This window comes from Alicycliphilus sp. T452, assembly GCF_054512775.1.
Genome location: NZ_JBTNEH010000006.1, coordinates 163,882 through 181,741 on the forward strand (window position 1 = coordinate 163,882; position 17,860 = coordinate 181,741).

Genomic DNA, 17,860 nt, shown 5'->3' on the forward strand with positions numbered 1-17,860 from the left:
CTCGGTTCAGTCCGGTCAGTTCAGCTTGGATTGCGCCACATGCCTGAGCAGTTCGGCCACGGACGCATCCATCACATCGGTGAACGGCTTGGGATAGATGCCCATGTACAGCACGGCGACAGCCAGCACGCCCAGCACCAGGAACTCGCGTGCATTGATGTCGCTCATGCCGCGCACGTTGTCATTGGCCACGGGCCCCAGGTAAACACGCTTGTACATCCACAGCGAGTAGCTGGCACCCAGGATCAGGGCCAGGGCGGCACCCAGGCCGATCCAGAAATTGAAACGCACCGAGGCGATGATCACCATCCACTCGCCGATGAAGCCGGCCGTCGCGGGCAGGCCGCAGTTGGCGATGGAGAACAGCAGCGCGAACGCCGCGAACTTGGGCATGGTGTTGACCACCCCGCCGTAGTCCGCGATCTGGCGCGAGTGCACGCGGTCGTAGAGCACGCCGATGCACAGGAACATGGCGCCCGACACGAAGCCGTGCGCGATCATCTGCGCGAGGCCGCCCGAGACGCCCAGGTCGTTGAAGATGAAAAATCCCAGCGTCACGAAGCCCATGTGCGCCACCGACGAATAGGCCACGAGCTTCTTCATGTCCTTCTGCACGATGGCGACCAGGCCCACGTAGATCACGGCGATCAGCGAGAGGGTGATCATCAGCCAGGCCCACTCATGCGCGGCATCGGGGGCGATGGGCAGCGAGAAGCGCAGGAAGCCATAGGCGCCCAGCTTGAGCATGATGGCGGCCAGCACGGCGGAGCCGCCGGTCGGGGCCTCGACGTGCACGTCCGGCAGCCAGGTGTGCACCGGCCACATCGGCACCTTGACCGCGAAGGCGGCGAACAGCGCGAAGAACAGCAGCGTCTGCGCCGTGGCGCCCAGCGGCAGCTTGTGCCAGGCGGCGATGTCGAAGCTGCCGCCCGCCTGGTTGTAGAGGTAGATGAAGGCGACCAGCGTCAGCAGCGAGCCCAGCAGCGTGTACAGGAAGAACTTGAATGCCGCGTAGATCTTGTTCGGCCCGCCCCACATGCCGATGATCAGGTACATCGGGATCAGCGTGGCCTCGAAGAACACGTAGAACAGCATGCCGTCCAGCGCCGAGAACACACCGATCATCAGGCCCGACAGGATCAGGAACGCCGCCATGTACTGGTAGACGCGCTCGGTGATGGACTCCCAGGAGGCGATCACCACGATCACGGTGATGAAGGCCGTCAGCGGCACGAACCACATCGAGATGCCGTCCACGCCCAGGTGGTAGTGCATGTTGAAACGCGCAACCCAGGGCGCTTTCTCGACGAACTGCATGGCTGCCGTACCGGTGTCGAAGCCGCCGATCAGCGGAATCGTCACGGCCAGGCCCAGCAAGGCTCCGATCAGCGCCAGCCAGCGCACGACACCCGCATGCCTGTCGCTGCCGAACGCCAGAAGCAGGACGCCGAAAACGATGGGCGTCCAAATGGCAAGACTCAACAAACCCATTTGTTATTCGCTCCTATTTGTTGAGCCACACGAAATACGTCATGAGTGCGAACACACCCAGAATCATGAACAGCGCATAGTGGTACAGGAAGCCGGACTGCACGCGCCGCACCGCGGCGGAGATGCGCGCCACCAGCTTCCACGAGCCATTGACGATGGCGCCGTCGATCACGCCCTGGTCGCCGCCCTTCCACAGCGCAACGCCCAGGCAGCGCGTGCCGGCGGCGATGATGTTCTCGTTGATCCAGTCCATGTAGTACTTGTTTTCGAGCAGGGTGTAGATGGGCTGGAGGCCGCGCTTGATCGCCGCCGGCAGCGCCGGATTGACGATGTACATGTAGTACGACAGTGCGACACCCGCCAGCGCCAGCCAGAACGGCGCCGTCTGCAGCGCATGCACGGCCATGGCTACGGGGCCATGGAATTCGTGCGCCAGCTCCGCCATCGCGCCATGCCTGGCGGCGTCGACGAAGATCACGTCCTTGAAGAAGTCGCCAAACAGCATCGGCTGGATGTACATGAAGCCGATCACCACCGAGGGAATGGCCAGCAGCACCAGCGGCACCGTCACCACCCAGGGCGACTCGTGGGGCTTGGAATGATCGGCATGGTGGTGATGCGGATCGGGCTCTTCCTGCTCGTCGTGGTGCGCGTCCGGGTTCTGGTCGTAGCGCTCCTTGCCATGGAAGACGAGGAAGTACATGCGGAACGAATAGAACGCCGTGACGAAGACGCCCGCCAGCACGGCGAAATGGGCAAAGCCCGCGGCCGGCAGCTGGCTGAAGCGCGCGGCCTCGATGATGTTCTCCTTGGAATAGAAGCCCGAGAACAGCGGCGTGCCGATCAGCGCCAGGGAACCCAGCAGCGAGGTGATCCAGGTGATGGGCATGTACTTGCGCAGGCCGCCCATCCAGCGGATGTCCTGGTTGTGGTGCACGCCCATGATGACCGAGCCCGCGCCCAGGAACAGAAGCGCCTTGAAGAAGGCGTGCGTCATCAGGTGGAACACGGCGACCGAGTAGGCCGACACGCCCAGCGCCACCGTCATGTAGCCGAGCTGGGACAGCGTGGAGTACGCGATGACGCGCTTGATGTCGTTCTGGATGATGCCGAGGAAACCCATGAACAGCGCCGTGATGGCACCGATGACCAGCACGAAGTTCAGCGCCGTATCGGACATCTCGAACAGCGGCGACATGCGCGAGACCATGAAGATGCCCGCCGTCACCATGGTGGCGGCGTGGATCAGCGCGGAAATCGGCGTCGGGCCTTCCATGGAGTCGGGCAGCCAGACGTGCAGCGGCACCTGCGCGCTCTTGCCCATCGCGCCGATAAACAGGCAGATGCAGGCCACGGTGATCAGTTGCCAGTCGGTACCGGGCAGCAGCAGGCCGCCCAGGTCCTGCCGCTTGGCGAAGATCTCGCCGTAGTTGAAGCTGCCGGCATAGGCGGCGATCAGCCCGATGCCGAGAATGAAGCCGAAGTCGCCCACCCGGTTGACCAGGAAGGCCTTCATGTTGGCGAAGATGGCCGACTGCTTGTTGAACCAGAAGCCGATCAGCAGATAGGACACCAGGCCCACCGCCTCCCAGCCAAAGAACAGCTGCAGCATGTTGTTGCTCATGACCAGCATGAGCATGGAGAAGGTGAACAGCGAGATGTAGGAGAAGAAACGGTTGTAGCCGTCGTCCTCCTCCATGTAGCCGATGGTGTAGATGTGCACCATCAGCGACACGAAGGTCACCACGCACATCATCATCGCCGTGAGGCTGTCGACCAGGAAGCCGATCTCCATTCGGAGGCCGCCCACCACCATCCAGGTGTAGATGGTCTCGTTGAAGCGTGCGCCATCCAGCGCCACGCTGCTGAGCGTCAATGCCGACAGCACGAAGGACACCAGCACGCCCAGAATCGTCAGCGAATGCGAGGCACGCCGACCCAACCAGTTGCCACCGAATGCCGTGCCGAATATGCCGGCCAGCGCGGAACCCGCCAGTGGCGCTAGCGGCACCGCCAGCAGCATCGAAGCAGAAAGGGTTTGACTCATTCTTGAGAACCTTGCAAGTACCGATTAGCCCATCACCCCTTGAGGGTGTTGAGATCTTCCGCATTGATGCTGGTCTTGTTACGGAACAGCAGCACCAAGATGGCCAAGCCGATGGCTGCCTCGGCAGCCGCCACGGTAAGGATGAAGAACACGAACACCTGGCCGTGCATGTCGCCCAGGTAGTACGAGAACGCGACGAAGTTGATGTTCACGGCGAGCAGCATCAACTCGATCGCCATCAGCAGGACGATCAGGTTCTTGCGATTGAGGAAAATGCCCACCACCGCCAGAGCGAACAGCATCGCCCCCAGCGACAGGAAATGGCCCAGGGTCAACGTCATGCTTTTTTCTCCTGTGCGCCGGCATCGCTATCGGCCGGGGGTTGGGGTGCTTGCGTGACAGGCATCTTCACCACCACCAGGCGGTCGCTGGCCCGCGCGCGGAGCTGCACCGTGGCATCGTTGGCCTTGACGTCCTTGCGCTGGCGCAGCGTCAGGGCAATCGCCGAAATCATGGCCACCAGCAGGATCACCGCGGCAATTTCCACGGGGTACAGGTACTCGGTGTACATCAGCCTGCCCAACGCCTGGGTGTTGGAGTACGGCAGGACCTGGCCTGCGGCGTTGACCAGGGCCGGCACGGCCTTGGGCTCTTCGACGCCACGAAAGCCCGTCATCAGCACCGCTGCCATTTCGAACGCCACCAGGGCACCGATGAAGGCTGCCAGCGGGAAATGCTTCCAAAAGCCCCGGCGCACGGTGTCGAAGCGGATATCGAGCATCATTACCACGAACAGGAACAGCACCATCACCGCGCCCAGGTACACCAGCACCAGCGTGATGGCCAGGAACTCCGCCTTGAGCAGCAGCCACACGCCGGCGGCCTGGCTGAAGGCCAGAATCAGATGCAGCACGGCATGCACGGGGTTGCGCGCAGTGACCACCCGGAAGGCTGCGTAAAGCAGCACTACCGAGAACAGGTAGAAAAATCCGGTTTTGACGTCCATGAATCGGGTCTTTTCAAAAGTTCAGGTGATGCGGCACCCGATCAACGGTATTTGGCGTCCGCCGCCTTGGCGGCAGCGATCTCGGGCTCGTAACGGTCGCCCACGGCCAGCAGCATGTCCTTGGTGAAGTACAGGTCGCCGCGCTTTTCCCCGTGGTATTCGAGGATCTGCGTCTCCACGATCGAGTCCACCGGGCAGCTTTCCTCGCAGAAGCCGCAAAAGATGCACTTGGTCAGGTCGATGTCGTAGCGCGTGGTGCGGCGCGTACCGTCGGCACGCACGTCGGACTCGATGGTGATGGCCATCGCCGGGCACACGGCCTCGCACAGCTTGCAGGCGATGCAGCGCTCTTCGCCGTTGTCATAACGGCGCAGCGCATGCAGGCCGCGAAAACGCGGCGACAGGGGTGTCTTCTCTTCGGGGAACTGCACCGTGACCTTGCCACGGAAGGCATAGCGGCCCGTGAGCACCATGCCCTTGGCCAGTTCCCAGAGCATGAAGCTCTTGAAAAAATCCTTGATCGAGAAGGATGCAGGAGCAGCAACAGCAGCCATGAATGGATGTCCCCGCTTATTTCCAAATGTTCAGGGGCGACAGCAGCCATGCGCCCACAACCAGCAGCCACACCAGGGTCACCGGGATGAAGATCTTCCAGCCCAGACGCATGATCTGGTCGTAGCGGTAACGCGGGAAGGTGGCGCGGATCCAGATGAACATGGATACCACCACGAAGGTCTTGATGCCCAGCCAGATCCAGCCCGGGATGAAGCCCAGCGCCTCGACCGGCGGCAGCCAGCCCCCGAGGAACATCAGCACCGCCAGGATGGACACCAGCCACATGGCCGCGTATTCGGCCAGGAAGAAGATGGCGAAGCCCATGCCGGAGTACTCCACCATGTGCCCTGCCACGATTTCGGCTTCGCCTTCGACCACGTCGAACGGATGGCGGTTGGTTTCCGCCACGCCCGAAATCAGATACACCAGGAACACCGGCAGCAGGGGCAGCCAGTTCCAGGACAGGAAGTTGAGGCCCATGCCCGCCATGGCACCACGGGCCTGCCCCAGAACGATGTCGGTCAGGTTCATGCTGCCGGTCACCATGATCACGACCACGAAGCAGAAGCCCATGGCGATTTCATAGCTGACCATTTGCGCGGAAGCGCGCAAGGCCCCCAGAAGAGCGTATTTGGAGTTGGACGCCCAGCCGGCGATGATCACCCCATAGACTTCGATCGAGGCGATGGCCATGACCAGCAGCAGGCCCGCGTTGATGTTCGCCAGGGCCGTTTCGGGCGCGAATGGCACCACCACCCAGGCCGCCAGCGCCGGCATGATGGCCATGATGGGCCCCAGGATGAACAAGCCCTTGCTGGCAGCAGTGGGCTGGATCACTTCCTTGGTCAGGAGCTTGAGGCCGTCGGCCAGCGGCTGCAGCAGGCCCAGGGGGCCGACGCGGTTGGGGCCGAGGCGCACCTGCATGAAGCCCAGCAGCTTGCGCTCCCACAAGGTCAGATAGGCCACGGCGCCCATCAGCGGAGCGAGCACGCAAACGATCTTGATCAGGTTCCAGATCACCGGCCAGGCCAGGCCGGACCACCAGCTTGCCGCGACCAGATTCAGGCCGCCGTTGTAGATGGCGTCGATCATGCGGCGGCCCCTTCTTCACGTGCCTTGCGGGCATCGGTAGTCTGCTGCAGCGCGGGCGCGCGGCGCACCAGACCGTCGAGTTGGTAAATGCTGGCCACGACGGGAGCGGCAGCCGGCCCCCTGGCCACGGTGATCGCGGCCCCGGTGGCGTTGCTCAGCTGCTCCGCGCCGAGCTGGGTTGCACTGCCGGCGACGTGGGCCAGGACGTCCTGCGAGGAATTGAAGTCCACGCCCTCGATGCCCATGATGTTGGCCAGCACGCGCAGCACCTTCCAGGCGGGGCGCGTCTCGCCCAGCGGCCGCACGACGGCATGGAAGCTCTGCACCCGGCCTTCGGCGTTGACGAAGCTGCCCGATGTCTCGGTGAACGGGGCGACCGGCAGCAGCACGTCGCTGAATTCCATGTTGGTCTTGAAGGGGCTCAAGGTCACCACCATGTCCACGTCGGCCAGCCCCTGGGCGGCACTGGCGCCGGCGGCGGAGTCGAACGCAGGCTCGGTGTTCAGCAGGAACAATGCCTTGACCTGCCCCTCCAGCATCTGCGCGGCATTCAGCCCGCCCTGGTGCGGCTGGGCCCCCACGAATTGGGCGCCCACGGTGTTGGCGGCCTCGGTCAGATAGCCGAATGCGGCGCCGGTCTGCCCCGCGATCCACTGGGCCAGCGCCAGCAGGGTGGATGCCTGGGCATGGTGGGCGGCCGCATTGCCCAGAAGGATGGCCTTGCTGCTGCCCGAGAGCAGCGCACGGGCGATGGCGACGGCCTCTTCGCTGGCCCGGCCTTGCGCGGGTGCGGCAACGCCTTTTTCCTGTGCCACGGCGGCTGCCACATCGGCCAGGGCCTGTGCCCAGTCCGCGTGGGCAACCACGGAATGCGTCGCAGGCAGGGCCCAGTCGTAGGCCTGGGCGTTGATGGCATGCACCGTGCAGCCCTTGCGCGCCGCCTGGCGGATGCGCTGGGCGAACAGGGGGTGGTCCTTGCGCAGGTTCGAGCCCAGCACCAGCACCGATTGCAGCCCGGACAGCGCGGCGATGGGCATGCCCAGCCAGCGCACGCCCTCGGGCGCGGCAAACTCGGCATGGCGCAGGCGGTGGTCGATGTTGTCGCTGCCCAGGCCGCGCACCAGGGCGCCCGCCAGATGCAGTTCCTCCAGCGTGCTGTGCGGGCTGACCAGGGCGCCGATGGCCGAGGCGCCATGCTTGTCGCGCACGCACTTGAGGCCGTTGGCCACGTATTCGAGGGCCGTCTGCCAATCGACTTCCTGCCACTGGCCGCCCTGCTTGAGCATGGGGCGGGTCAGGCGGTCTTCGCCATTCAGGGCCTCGTAGGAGAAACGGTCGCGATCGGCGATCCAGCATTCGTTGACGGCCTCGTTCTCCAGCGGCACGACGCGCATCACCCTGTGGTTCTTGACCTGCACGATGAGGTTGGCGCCGGTGGAGTCGTGCGGGGAGACCGACTTGCGCCGCGACAGCTCCCAGGTGCGGGCGCTGTAGCGGAAGGGCCTGCTGGTCAGCGCGCCCACGGGGCAGATGTCGATCATGTTGCCCGAGAGCTCGGAATCGACGGTGTCGCCCTTGACCGTGGTGATCTCGGAGTGCTCGCCCCGGTTGACCATGCCCAGTTCCATGTCGCCGCCGATTTCCTGGCCGAAGCGCACGCAGCGCGTGCAGTGGATGCAGCGGGTCATCTCCTCGGTGGAGATCAGCGGGCCGATGTCCTTGCGCAGCACCACGCGCTTTTCCTCGCCGTAGCGCGAAGCCGACGCTCCGTAGCCGACGGCCAGATCCTGCAGCTGGCATTCGCCGCCCTGGTCGCAGATCGGGCAGTCGAGCGGGTGGTTGATGAGCAGGAACTCCATCACCGACTGCTGCGCCTTGAGAGCCTTGTCGCTCTTGGTGCGCACGATCATGCCCTGCGTCACCGGCGTGGCGCAGGCAGGCATAGGCTTGGGCGCCTTCTCCACGTCCACCAGGCACATGCGGCAGTTGGCCGCGATGGAAAGCTTCTTGTGGTAGCAGAAGTGAGGGATGTAGACGTTGGCCTTCTCGGCGGCATGCATGACCATGCTGCCCTCGGCGACCTCCACCTTCTGACCGTCCAGTTCAATTTCAACCATATGCTTTTCTCGCGATCAGGCAGCGGATGCCTTGGCTGCAGCCTCGATCTTGGCCACGAACTCGTGGCGGAAATGCTTGATCATGGCGCGCACGGGCATCGCGGCGGCGTCGCCCAGCGCGCAAATCGTGCGGCCCATGATGTTGAAGGCCACCGAATCCAGGACCTCGATATCCTCGGGACGACCCTGGCCATGCTGGATGCGGTGCACCACGCGCCAGAGCCAGCCCGTGCCCTCCCGGCAGGGGGTGCACTGGCCGCAGGACTCGTGCATGTAGAAGTAGGACAGGCGCATCAGCGATTCCACCATGTCGCGCGAGTCGTCCATCACGATGACGGCACCCGAGCCCAGCATGGAGCCGGCCTTGGCGATGGAGTCGTAGTCCATCGTGCATTCCATCATGATGGAAGCGGGCAGCACGGGCGCAGACGAGCCGCCCGGGATCACGGCCTTGAGCTGGCGGCCCTTGCGCACGCCGCCCGCGAGTTCGAGCAGCTTGGCGAACGGCGTCCCCAGCGGGATTTCGTAGTTGCCGGGCCGCTCCACGTCGCCCGAGACCGAGAAGATCTTGGTTCCGCCGTTGTTGGGCTTGCCGCATTCGAGGTAGGCCTGGCCGCCGTTGCGGATGATCCAGGGCACGGCTGCGAAGGTCTCGGTGTTGTTGATCGTCGTGGGCTTGCCGTACAGGCCGAAGCTGGCCGGGAACGGCGGCTTGAAGCGCGGCTGGCCTTTCTTGCCTTCCAGCGATTCGAGCAGCGCGGTCTCCTCGCCGCAGATGTAGGCACCAAAACCATGGTGGGCGTGCAGCTGGAAGCTGAAGTCGCTGCCCATGATGTTGCTGCCCAGGTAGCCCGCCGCGCGCGCCTCTTCCAGCGCCGCCTCGAAGCGTTCGTAGACCTGGAAGATCTCGCCGTGGATGTAGTTGTAGCCCAGCGAGATGCCCATCGCGTACGCGGCAATGATCATGCCTTCGATCACGATGTGCGGGTTGTACATCAGGATGTCGCGGTCCTTGCAGGTACCGGGCTCGCCCTCGTCGGAGTTGCACACCAGGTGCTTTTGCCCCGGGAACTGGCGCGGCATGAAGCTCCACTTCAGGCCCGTAGGGAAGCCTGCGCCGCCGCGGCCGCGCAGGCCCGATTCCTTGACGGTGGCGATCACCTGGTCCTGCGTCAGTCCCTCGCCGCCATCCTTGCCCAGGATCTTGCGCAGCGCCGCATAGCCGCCGCGCGCCTCGTAGTCCTTGATACCCCAGTTGCCGCCGTTCAGGCTTGCATAGATCTGCGGGTTGATATGGCGCTCATGGAAGCAGGTCTGTACGCCCGTGGCCTGGAACTGCGACAGGACTTGTGCGGCCGTGGTCATTGCTTGCCCTCCGCGGCGCGCAGGCCATCGACCAGCTGATCGAGCTTGTCGTTTTCCATGAAGCTGCACATGTGGCGGTCGTTGACCAGCATGGCCGGCGCATCGGCGCAGGCGCCAAGGCACTCGCACTGCTGCAGGGTGAACAGGCCATCCTGCGTGGTCTCGCCCATCGTGATGCCCAGCTTGGACTCCAGATGGTGCAGCGCCTGGTTGCCGCCGCGCAGCTGGCAAGGCAGGTTGGTGCAGACGGCCAGCTTGTATTTGCCCACCGGCTGCTGGTTGTACATGTTGTAGAAGGTCGTGACCTCGTGCACGGCGATCTGGGGCATGCCCAGGTACTCGGCAATCACCGCCTCGCTTTCCTGGCTGACCCAGCCCTGCTCCTGCTGCACGATGGACAGGCAGGCCATCACGGCGGACTGCCTCTGCTCGGGCGGGTACTTGGCCACTTCGCGCGCAAAGCGCTCCTTGGTCGCTTCGGTAATCATCGGTCAATCTCTCCGAACACGATATCCATGGTGCCGATGACGGCGACGGCGTCAGCGATCATGTGGCCGCGCGTCAATTCGTCGTATGCCGCCAGATGGGCAAAGCCCGGGGCACGGATCTTCAGGCGGTAAGGCTTGTTGGCGCCGTCGCTCACGAGGTAGATGCCGAACTCGCCCTTCGGATGCTCGACGGCGGCATAGGCCTCGCCCTCGGGCACGCGGAAGCCCTCGGAGAACAGCTTGAAGTGGTGGATCAGATCCTCCATCCCCGTTTTCATGCGCTCGCGTGGCGGCGGAGCCACCTTGTAGTTGTCGACGATGACGGGACCGGGGTTGGCGCGCAGCCAATCCACGCACTGCTTGATGATGCGGTTGGATTGGCGCATTTCCTCCACGCGCACGAGGTAGCGGTCGTAGCAGTCGCCGTTCTTGCCCAGGGGAACGTCGAATTCGACACGGTCGTAGGCGTCGTAGGGCTGCTTCTTGCGCAGATCCCAGGCCACGCCCGAGCCGCGCAGCATCACGCCCGACATGCTGAGGTTCAGGGCCCGCTCGGCCGAGACGACGCCGATGCCCACGGTGCGCTGCTTCCAGATGCGGTTGTCGGTCAGCAGGGTTTCGTACTCGTCCACATAGGCGGGAAACTTGGCGCAGAAGTCGTCGATGAAGTCCAGCAGGCTGCCCTGGCGGTTGCGGTTGAACTCCTCCAGGGCCTTGGCATTGCGCACCTTGCTCGGCTTGAGCTGTGCCATGGCGTCGGGCAGGTCGCGGTACACGCCGCCGGGGCGGAAGTAGGCCGCATGCATGCGCGCGCCGGAGACTGCCTCGTACATGTCGAACAGGGTCTCGCGTTCGCGGAAGGTGTACATCAGCACCGTGGAGGCGCCCAGGTCCATGCCATTGGAGCCCAGCCACATCAGGTGGTTGAGCAGGCGGGTGATCTCGCCGAACATGGTTCGGATGTACTTGGCGCGCAGCGGCACCTCGATGCCCAGCATCTTTTCGATCGCCAGGCAGTAGGCCTGCTCGTTGCACATCATGGACACGTAGTCCAGTCGGTCCATGTAGGGCAGCGACTGGATGTAGGTCTTGTGCTCCGCCAGCTTTTCCGTGGCGCGGTGCAGCAGGCCCACATGGGGGTCTGCGCGCTGCACCACCTCGCCATCGAGTTCCAGCACCAGGCGCAAGACGCCGTGCGCGGCAGGGTGCTGCGGTCCGAAGTTCAGGGAGTAGTTCTTGATTTCAGCCATGATCGAACACCTTGGCGGGCTGCCGCCTCAGTGCAGGCCTCCGTAATTGTCTTCTCGGATGATGCGTGGCGTGATCTCACGCGGCTCGATGGTCACGGGCTCGTAGACGACGCGGCGCTGCTCGGCGTCGTAGCGCATCTCCACATGGCCCGAAAGCGGGAAGTCCTTGCGGAAGGGGTGGCCGATGAAGCCGTAGTCCGTCAGGATGCGGCGCAGGTCGTTGTGGCCGTCGAACACGATGCCGTACAGGTCGAATGCCTCGCGCTCGAACCAGTTGGCGCCACTCCAGATTCCGGTGACGGAAGGAATGACCGGGAAGTCGTCGTCCGGGCAGAACACCTTGACGCGCAGCCGCTGGTTCAGCGACAACGACAGCAGGTGCGTCACCACGGCGTAGCGGAGCCCGTCCGTCCCCACCTCGCCGTAGGTCGAATAGTCCACGCCACACAGGTCGATCAGCTGCTCGAAGCGGCATTGCGGCGCATCGCGCAGAATTTCCATGGCCGCCAGGTAGTCCTCCGCGGCGACCACCGCGGTGACCTCGCCGAGCGCCAGCCGGATATCGCGCAGCTTGTCGCCCAGGGCACCGGCCACGGCGTCGCGCAGCTTCTCAGGGTGAATGGCAATGTCGGTCATCGAGTCCCCTCAAACGCGCGCAATGGTGTGGGTGCGGCGGATCTTCTGCTGCAGCTGGATGATCCCGTAGATCAGCGCCTCGGCCGTCGGCGGGCAGCCCGGCACGTACACGTCCACCGGCACCACGCGATCGCAGCCGCGCACCACCGAATAGCTGTAGTGGTAATAGCCGCCGCCATTGGCGCACGAGCCCATGGAGATCACCCAGCGCGGCTCGGCCATCTGGTCGTAGACCTTGCGCAGCGCGGGGGCCATCTTGTTGCACAGCGTTCCGGCCACGATCATCAGGTCGGACTGGCGCGGGCTGGCACGAAACACCTCTGCGCCGAAACGCGCCAGGTCGTAGCGCGCGGCGGCGGCGTGCATCATCTCCACCGCACAGCAGGCCAGACCGAAGGTCACAGGCCAAAGGGATCCGGTCTTGGCCCAGTTCACCACGGCGTCATAGCTCGTGGTGACGAAACCCTCCTTCATCACACCTTCAATCATCGCGTCATTCCTTGTGTAGCGCCGCTCATTCCCAATCCAGGGCGCCCTTTTTCCACTCATAGGCGAAGCCTATGACCAGGATGGAGAGGAAAATCACGACGGCCACGAAGCCCGTCGCCCCCACGTCCTGCAATGCCACGGCCCAGGGAAAGAGAAAGGCGATTTCCAGATCGAACAGAATGAACAGGATGGCCACGAGGTAGTAGCGCACATCGAATTTCATGCGCGCATCATCGAAGGCCTCGAAGCCACATTCGTAAGGGGAATTCTTTGCCGCATCCGGGCGGTTGGGCCCCAGCACATAGCCCAACAGGAGCGGAACGACACCAACACCGATGCCGACCAAGATGAACAGGAGAACTGGGAGGTATTGATCGAGGTTCATCTGGAGGATGTACTCACCGCTGAAAAAACCACCTCGCATGCCCCGCTGCGCGGGTCAGGGAGGCGGTTTCCTGTGATTGGTGCCGTCGGCGAGACTCGAACTCGCACAGCTTTCGCCACTACCCCCTCAAGATAGCGTGTCTACCAATTTCACCACGACGGCTGCTGTATGCATCTGGATGGCATGAGGACCGGAAAAACGGTTTTGGCTTTCCAGACAGACTAAGATTTTACCCCGGAAAAACCCTGTCACAAAGCGAAGAGGCGTTTTTTTACGACGCCCCTCGCCCAATCACTTCGTGGGGATTTGTGCGGCGCCCGATGCGGGTTCCGCGGCAGGCGCCGCCACCGCCGTGGACGCATCGGCGGCGGGTGCTGCGCTGGCAGGCACGGCAGCGGCCGGCGTTTCCAGCACGCTGCCGGTGCTCGCGGGGCGTTGATTGCCGAAATAGGCCAGGGCCAGCGTGGCCACGAAGAAGACCGTCGCCAGGACGGCCGTGGTGCGCGACAGGAAGTTGGCGCTGCCGCTGGCGCCAAACAGGCTGCCGGAGCTGCCGCTGCCGAAGGCGGCCCCCATGTCGGCGCCCTTGCCATGCTGGATCAGGATCAATCCGATCATGCCCAGCGCCGTCAGCATCTGGATCGCCAGAATCACGTTCACGACTGCATTCATGCTTTTTTAGCTCCTCATTCCATGGCTGCTTGCGCTTGAATAGCATGCGCCGCAGCAATAATTTGCAGAAAATCTGCGGCCTTGAGCGAGGCTCCACCCACCAGGCCGCCATCGATGTCGGGCTGTGCCAGCAGCTGCGCCGCGTTGGCGGCATTCATGCTGCCGCCATACAGCAGGGGCACGCGGCCGGCGCGCGCGGTCGCCGCCGCCAGCTGGGCACGCAGCACGGCGTGCACCTGCTGGGCCTGCTCGGGGGTCGCCGTGCGGCCCGTGCCGATGGCCCAGACGGGCTCGTAGGCGACCACGATTTCGCTGATGCACTGGCCATTGGCCTGCACCACCGCCGCCAGCTGGCGCTTGACCACGGCCTCGGTCTGCCCCGCCTCGCGCTCCGCCAGGGTCTCGCCCACGCACACGATGGGCGTGATGCCAGCCGCCAGCGCGCGCTGCGCCTTGGCCGCCACCACGGCATCGGTCTCGCCGTGGTATTGGCGGCGCTCGGAGTGCCCCACGAGCGCGTAGCGCGTGCCGAAGTCGCGCAGCATGGCCGCGGAGACCTCACCCGTGAACGCGCCGGATTCATGCTGCGACACGTCCTGGGCGGCCAGCGCAATCGCCGAGCCGGCGACCAGCCCCTGCGCCTGCGCCAGGTACGGCGCCGGAACGGCCACGGCCACGGCGCAGGAGGCCTCGCCGAGCCCGTCGCGCAGCGCCTGCAGCAGGGCCGCGTTGGCCTGCAGGCTGCCGTTCATCTTCCAGTTGCCGGCAATGAGTTTCTTTTTCTGAGTCATGTCGTCCATGTCAAAACAATCTTGCCCACATGTTGGTTGGACTCCATCAGCGCATGCGCCTGGGCCGCGTCGGCCGCGGCGAACGTGCTGTGGATGACCGGCTTCACCGCGCCCGACGCCAGCAGCGGCCAGACCTGCTCGCGCAGGGCCTGGGCGATCGCCGCCTTGAAGGCCACGGGGCGGGGTCGCAGCGTGGAGCCCGTGATGGTCAGGCGCTTGCGCAGCACCAGGGCGGCGTTGAATTCGGCCTTCACCCCGCCCTGCACGGCGATGATGACCACGCGCCCGTCCTCGGCCAGGCATTCGACCTCGCGCGCCACGTATGGGCCCGCCACCATGTCGAGCACCACGTCCACGCCGCGCCCTTCGGTGATGCGCTGCGCTTCGGCCACGAAGTCCTGCGACTTGTAGTTGATGGCGTGGTGCGCGCCCAGCGCCAGGCAGGCCGCGCATTTCTCGTCCGTGCCCGCGGTGACGATGACCGTGGCGCCGCGCGCGCGCGCCAGCTGGATGGCCGTGACGCCGATGCCGCTGCTGCCGCCCTGCACCAGCAGGGTCTCGCCCGCCTGCAGGCGCGCGCGGTCGAACACGTTGCTCCATACGGTGAAGAACGTCTCGGGCAGCGAGGCCGCCTCCACGTCGCTCAGGCCGTCGGGCACCGGCAGGCATTGCGCCACGGGCGCCACGCAGTACGCGGCGTAGCCGCCGCCGGCGACCAGCGCGCAGACGCGCTCGCCCACGCGGATGCCCGCCTGCGCCATGGCAGCGGCATCGCCGGACTCCACCACGCCGGCCACCTCCAGGCCCGGCAGGTCGGACACGCCCGGCGGCGGTGCGTAATGCCCCTTGCGCTGCAGCACGTCGGGACGGTTCACGCCACTGGCCGCGACGCGGATCAGCAGTTCGCCCGCACCGGGCTTCGGCAGCGGGCGTTCGGCAAGGCGCAGCCCTTGGGGCGGGCCGAACGCCGAGATTTCTACCGCTTGCATCACATTCTTCATTGCAATATTGGAATGTTTCAAGGCTCCAGCGCTTATGGGGCAAGCGCCAGGAGCTCTTATTTCAATAGCAACACCATGCGCCGGCCACGAAGCGTGGCGCGGCCCTATTGTTACTGCTGCTCCGGGGCGCCGTTGTCCCGGCGCTCGCGGCGCTCGCCACGGGGCTCACGCGGTTCGCGCGGCTCGCGTTCCGGCAGGCCCGCGGGGCGCTCGGCGAGCGCCTTCATGGACAGCTTGACGCGGCCCTTGTCGTCGGTCTCGAGCACCTTGACCTTGACGATCTGGCCTTCCTGCAGGTAATCGCCGACCCTCTCCACACGCTCGTGGGCGATCTGGCTGATGTGCAGCAGGCCGTCCTTGCCGGGCAGCAGATTGATCAGCGCACCGAAGTCCAGGACCTTGGTGACCGGGCCTTCGTAGACCTTGCCGATCTCGACCTCGGCCGTGATCTCCTCGATGCGGCGCTTGGCCTCGTCGGCCTTGGCGGCCTCGGTGGCGGCGATGGTGATGGTGCCGTCTTCCTCGATGTTGATCTGGCAGCCGGTCTCGTCGGTCAGCGCACGGATGGTGGCGCCGCCCTTGCCGATCACGTCGCGGATCTTCTCGGGGTTGATCTTCATCGTGAAGAGCTTGGGCGCGAAGCTGCTGATCTCGGCCTTGGCCTCGCCCATGGCCTCCTGCATCTTCCCGAGGATGTGCATGCGCGCTTCCTTGGCCTGGGCCAGCGCGACCTGCATGATTTCCTTGGTGATGCCCTGGATCTTGATGTCCATCTGCAGGGCGGTGATGCCGGCCGTGGTGCCGGCCACCTTGAAGTCCATGTCGCCCAGGTGGTCCTCGTCGCCCAGGATGTCGGTGAGCACGGCGAACTTGTTGTCTTCCTTGATCAGACCCATGGCGATGCCGGCCACGTGCGCCTTCATGGGCACGCCGGCGTCCATCATCGACAGGCAGCCGCCGCACACGGAGGCCATGGACGAGGAGCCGTTGGATTCGGTGATCTCGGACACCACGCGGATGGTGTAGGGAAACTCTTCCTTGCTCGGCAGGCAGGCCACCAGGGCACGCTTGGCCAGGCGGCCATGGCCGACCTCGCGGCGCTTGGTCGAGCCCATGCGGCCCACTTCGCCGGTGGCGAACGGGGGCATGTTGTAGTGGAACAGGAAGCGGTCCTCGAACTCGCCGGCCAGCGCGTCGATGCGCTGCGCGTCGCGCTCGGTGCCCAGGGTGGAGACGACCAGGGCCTGGGTCTCGCCGCGGGTGAACAGGGCCGAGCCGTGGGTGCGCGGCAGCACGGAGCTGCGGATCTCGATGGGGCGCACGGTGCGCGTGTCGCGGCCGTCGATGCGCGGCTCGCCGGCCAGGATCTGCGAGCGCACGATGCGCGCCTCGATGTCGAACAGCATGTTGTCGACCTTGACGGCGTCGAACGCCACGCCCTGCTCCGTCAGGCCGGCCTTCACGGCGGCATAGGCCTCGCGGCAGGCCTGCGTGCGCAGCTGCTTGTTGCGGTTCTGGTAGGCGGCGCGCAGCGGGCCTTCGCCCAGCGCGGTCACCTTGGCGATCAGGGCCTCGTCCTTGGCCTCGGGTTGCCAGTCCCACACGGGCTTGCCCGCGTCGCGCACCAGTTCGTGGATGGCGTCGATGGCGATCTTGCCCTGCTCGTGGCCGTAGACCACGGCGCCGAGCATGACGTCCTCGGGCAGCTGCAGGGCTTCGGATTCGACCATCAGCACGGCGGCCTCGGTGCCGGCGACGACCAGGTCCATCTGGCTGTTCTTGCGCGCCGTCTGGCCGGGGTTGAGCACGTACTCACCGTTGATGCAGCCCACGCGCGCGGCGCCGATGGGGCCGTTGAACGGGATGCCCGACACCGACAGGGCGGCGCTCGTGGCGAGCATCGCGGCGATGTCGGCGTCCACCTCGGGGTTCAGCGAAACGGTGTGGATGACCACGTGGACTTCGTTGTAGAAGCCTTCGGGGAACAGCGGGCGGATCGGGCGGTCGATGAGGCGGGAAGTCAGCGTCTCCAGCTCGCTGGGCTTGGCCTCGCGCTTGAAGAAGCTGCCGGGAATCTTGCCGGCGGCGTAGGTCTTCTCGATGTAGTCCACGGTCAGCGGGAAGAAGTCCTGGCCCGGCTTGGCGTTCTTGGACGCCACCACGGTGGCCAGCACCACGGTGTCGTCGATGTTGACCAGCACGGCGCCGGATGCCTGGCGGGCGATCTCGCCCGTTTCCATGGTGACCGTATGCTGGCCCCACTGGAAGGTCTTGGTGACTTTGTTGAACATCGTCATGCGTTTACTCCTGAAAAAATAGCTGCTGGCGCGCCAGTAGCATGGATTTGGAGGTAAAACAGATCGCGATGCCATTCCAGGCAGGCGCTGGCAGCTATCGAATCAAGAGTGACCCGACCGCCAACGCCGGCGTGGAATGACACAGCTTCGCTCTGCTTCGCTCCGAAAGAAAAAAGTA

The 17,860-nt window shown here is 64.9% G+C and carries 17 protein-coding genes and 1 tRNA gene; all 18 read right to left on the minus strand.

Going from position 1 to position 17,860, the window contains the following annotated elements; all coding sequences use genetic code 11:
* Nucleotides 1–15 precede the first annotated feature (15 nt).
* The 18 genes from ACX12L_RS07685 to pnp all read right to left on the minus strand — a co-directional run bounded on the left by ACX12L_RS07685 (nucleotide 16) and on the right by pnp (nucleotide 17,682).
* Entirely contained in the window at nucleotides 16–1,491 is a 1,476-nt protein-coding gene (locus ACX12L_RS07685; protein WP_459262076.1) for an NADH-quinone oxidoreductase subunit M, read from the minus strand.
* Nucleotides 1,492–1,504: 13 nt separating this feature from the next.
* Nucleotides 1,505–3,538, minus strand: coding sequence for an NADH-quinone oxidoreductase subunit L (gene nuoL, locus ACX12L_RS07690; protein ID WP_459262077.1), 2,034 nt, complete (start codon nucleotides 3,536–3,538; stop codon nucleotides 1,505–1,507).
* A gap of 32 nt (nucleotides 3,539–3,570) precedes the next feature.
* Nucleotides 3,571–3,879 (minus strand): NADH-quinone oxidoreductase subunit NuoK, encoded by a 309-nt coding sequence (gene nuoK, locus ACX12L_RS07695; protein ID WP_013517942.1) that lies wholly within the window; start codon nucleotides 3,877–3,879, stop codon nucleotides 3,571–3,573.
* The gene (locus ACX12L_RS07700) at nucleotides 3,876–4,544 is read right to left on the minus strand and encodes an NADH-quinone oxidoreductase subunit J (RefSeq protein WP_459262078.1); all 669 of its coding nucleotides are present in this window, start codon (nucleotides 4,542–4,544) and stop codon (nucleotides 3,876–3,878) included. Before ACX12L_RS07700 ends, nuoK begins: the two co-directional genes overlap by 4 nt.
* Nucleotides 4,545–4,585: 41 nt before the next feature.
* On the minus strand, nucleotides 4,586–5,098 hold the full coding sequence (gene nuoI / locus ACX12L_RS07705; RefSeq protein ID WP_459262079.1) for an NADH-quinone oxidoreductase subunit NuoI: 513 nt from the start codon (nucleotides 5,096–5,098) through the stop codon (nucleotides 4,586–4,588).
* A 16-nt stretch (nucleotides 5,099–5,114) separates the two neighbouring features.
* Nucleotides 5,115–6,191: an NADH-quinone oxidoreductase subunit NuoH gene (gene nuoH / locus ACX12L_RS07710; RefSeq protein ID WP_459262080.1), complete on the minus strand. Its 1,077-nt coding sequence runs from the start codon at nucleotides 6,189–6,191 to the stop codon at nucleotides 5,115–5,117.
* Nucleotides 6,188–8,308 carry an NADH-quinone oxidoreductase subunit NuoG gene (gene nuoG / locus ACX12L_RS07715; protein ID WP_459262081.1) on the minus strand — a complete coding sequence of 707 codons (2,121 nt, stop codon included), beginning with the start codon at nucleotides 8,306–8,308 and terminating at the stop codon, nucleotides 6,188–6,190. Before nuoG ends, nuoH begins: the two co-directional genes overlap by 4 nt.
* A gap of 15 nt (nucleotides 8,309–8,323) precedes the next feature.
* Nucleotides 8,324–9,673 (minus strand): NADH-quinone oxidoreductase subunit NuoF, encoded by a 1,350-nt coding sequence (gene nuoF, locus ACX12L_RS07720; protein ID WP_459262082.1) that lies wholly within the window; start codon nucleotides 9,671–9,673, stop codon nucleotides 8,324–8,326.
* Entirely contained in the window at nucleotides 9,670–10,161 is a 492-nt protein-coding gene (gene nuoE / locus ACX12L_RS07725) for an NADH-quinone oxidoreductase subunit NuoE (RefSeq protein ID WP_459262083.1), read from the minus strand. The genes nuoF and nuoE overlap by 4 nt, the downstream gene beginning before the upstream one ends.
* Nucleotides 10,158–11,411, minus strand: coding sequence for an NADH-quinone oxidoreductase subunit D (locus tag ACX12L_RS07730; protein WP_459262084.1), 1,254 nt, complete (start codon nucleotides 11,409–11,411; stop codon nucleotides 10,158–10,160). Before ACX12L_RS07730 ends, nuoE begins: the two co-directional genes overlap by 4 nt.
* Before the next feature lie 27 nt (nucleotides 11,412–11,438).
* Entirely contained in the window at nucleotides 11,439–12,047 is a 609-nt protein-coding gene (locus ACX12L_RS07735; protein ID WP_459262085.1) for an NADH-quinone oxidoreductase subunit C, read from the minus strand.
* Nucleotides 12,048–12,056: 9 nt separating this feature from the next.
* A complete protein-coding gene (locus ACX12L_RS07740; RefSeq protein ID WP_013517933.1) occupies nucleotides 12,057–12,536 on the minus strand; it encodes a NuoB/complex I 20 kDa subunit family protein in 480 nt (159 codons plus the stop codon).
* Nucleotides 12,537–12,561: 25 nt separating this feature from the next.
* Nucleotides 12,562–12,921 carry an NADH-quinone oxidoreductase subunit A gene (locus tag ACX12L_RS07745; RefSeq protein ID WP_459262086.1) on the minus strand — a complete coding sequence of 120 codons (360 nt, stop codon included), beginning with the start codon at nucleotides 12,919–12,921 and terminating at the stop codon, nucleotides 12,562–12,564.
* Nucleotides 12,922–12,998: 77 nt separating this feature from the next.
* Nucleotides 12,999–13,083: transfer RNA gene (locus ACX12L_RS07750), tRNA-Leu, on the minus strand.
* 129 nt (nucleotides 13,084–13,212) lie between these two features.
* On the minus strand, nucleotides 13,213–13,593 hold the full coding sequence (secG, locus tag ACX12L_RS07755; protein WP_459262087.1) for a preprotein translocase subunit SecG: 381 nt from the start codon (nucleotides 13,591–13,593) through the stop codon (nucleotides 13,213–13,215).
* A gap of 14 nt (nucleotides 13,594–13,607) precedes the next feature.
* On the minus strand, nucleotides 13,608–14,393 hold the full coding sequence (gene tpiA / locus ACX12L_RS07760; protein ID WP_459262088.1) for a triose-phosphate isomerase: 786 nt from the start codon (nucleotides 14,391–14,393) through the stop codon (nucleotides 13,608–13,610).
* Nucleotides 14,381–15,373 (minus strand): NAD(P)H-quinone oxidoreductase, encoded by a 993-nt coding sequence (locus ACX12L_RS07765; RefSeq protein WP_459262089.1) that lies wholly within the window; start codon nucleotides 15,371–15,373, stop codon nucleotides 14,381–14,383. Before ACX12L_RS07765 ends, tpiA begins: the two co-directional genes overlap by 13 nt.
* Nucleotides 15,374–15,495: 122 nt before the next feature.
* Nucleotides 15,496–17,682 carry a polyribonucleotide nucleotidyltransferase gene (gene pnp, locus ACX12L_RS07770; RefSeq protein WP_459262090.1) on the minus strand — a complete coding sequence of 729 codons (2,187 nt, stop codon included), beginning with the start codon at nucleotides 17,680–17,682 and terminating at the stop codon, nucleotides 15,496–15,498.
* Nucleotides 17,683–17,860 lie beyond the last annotated feature (178 nt).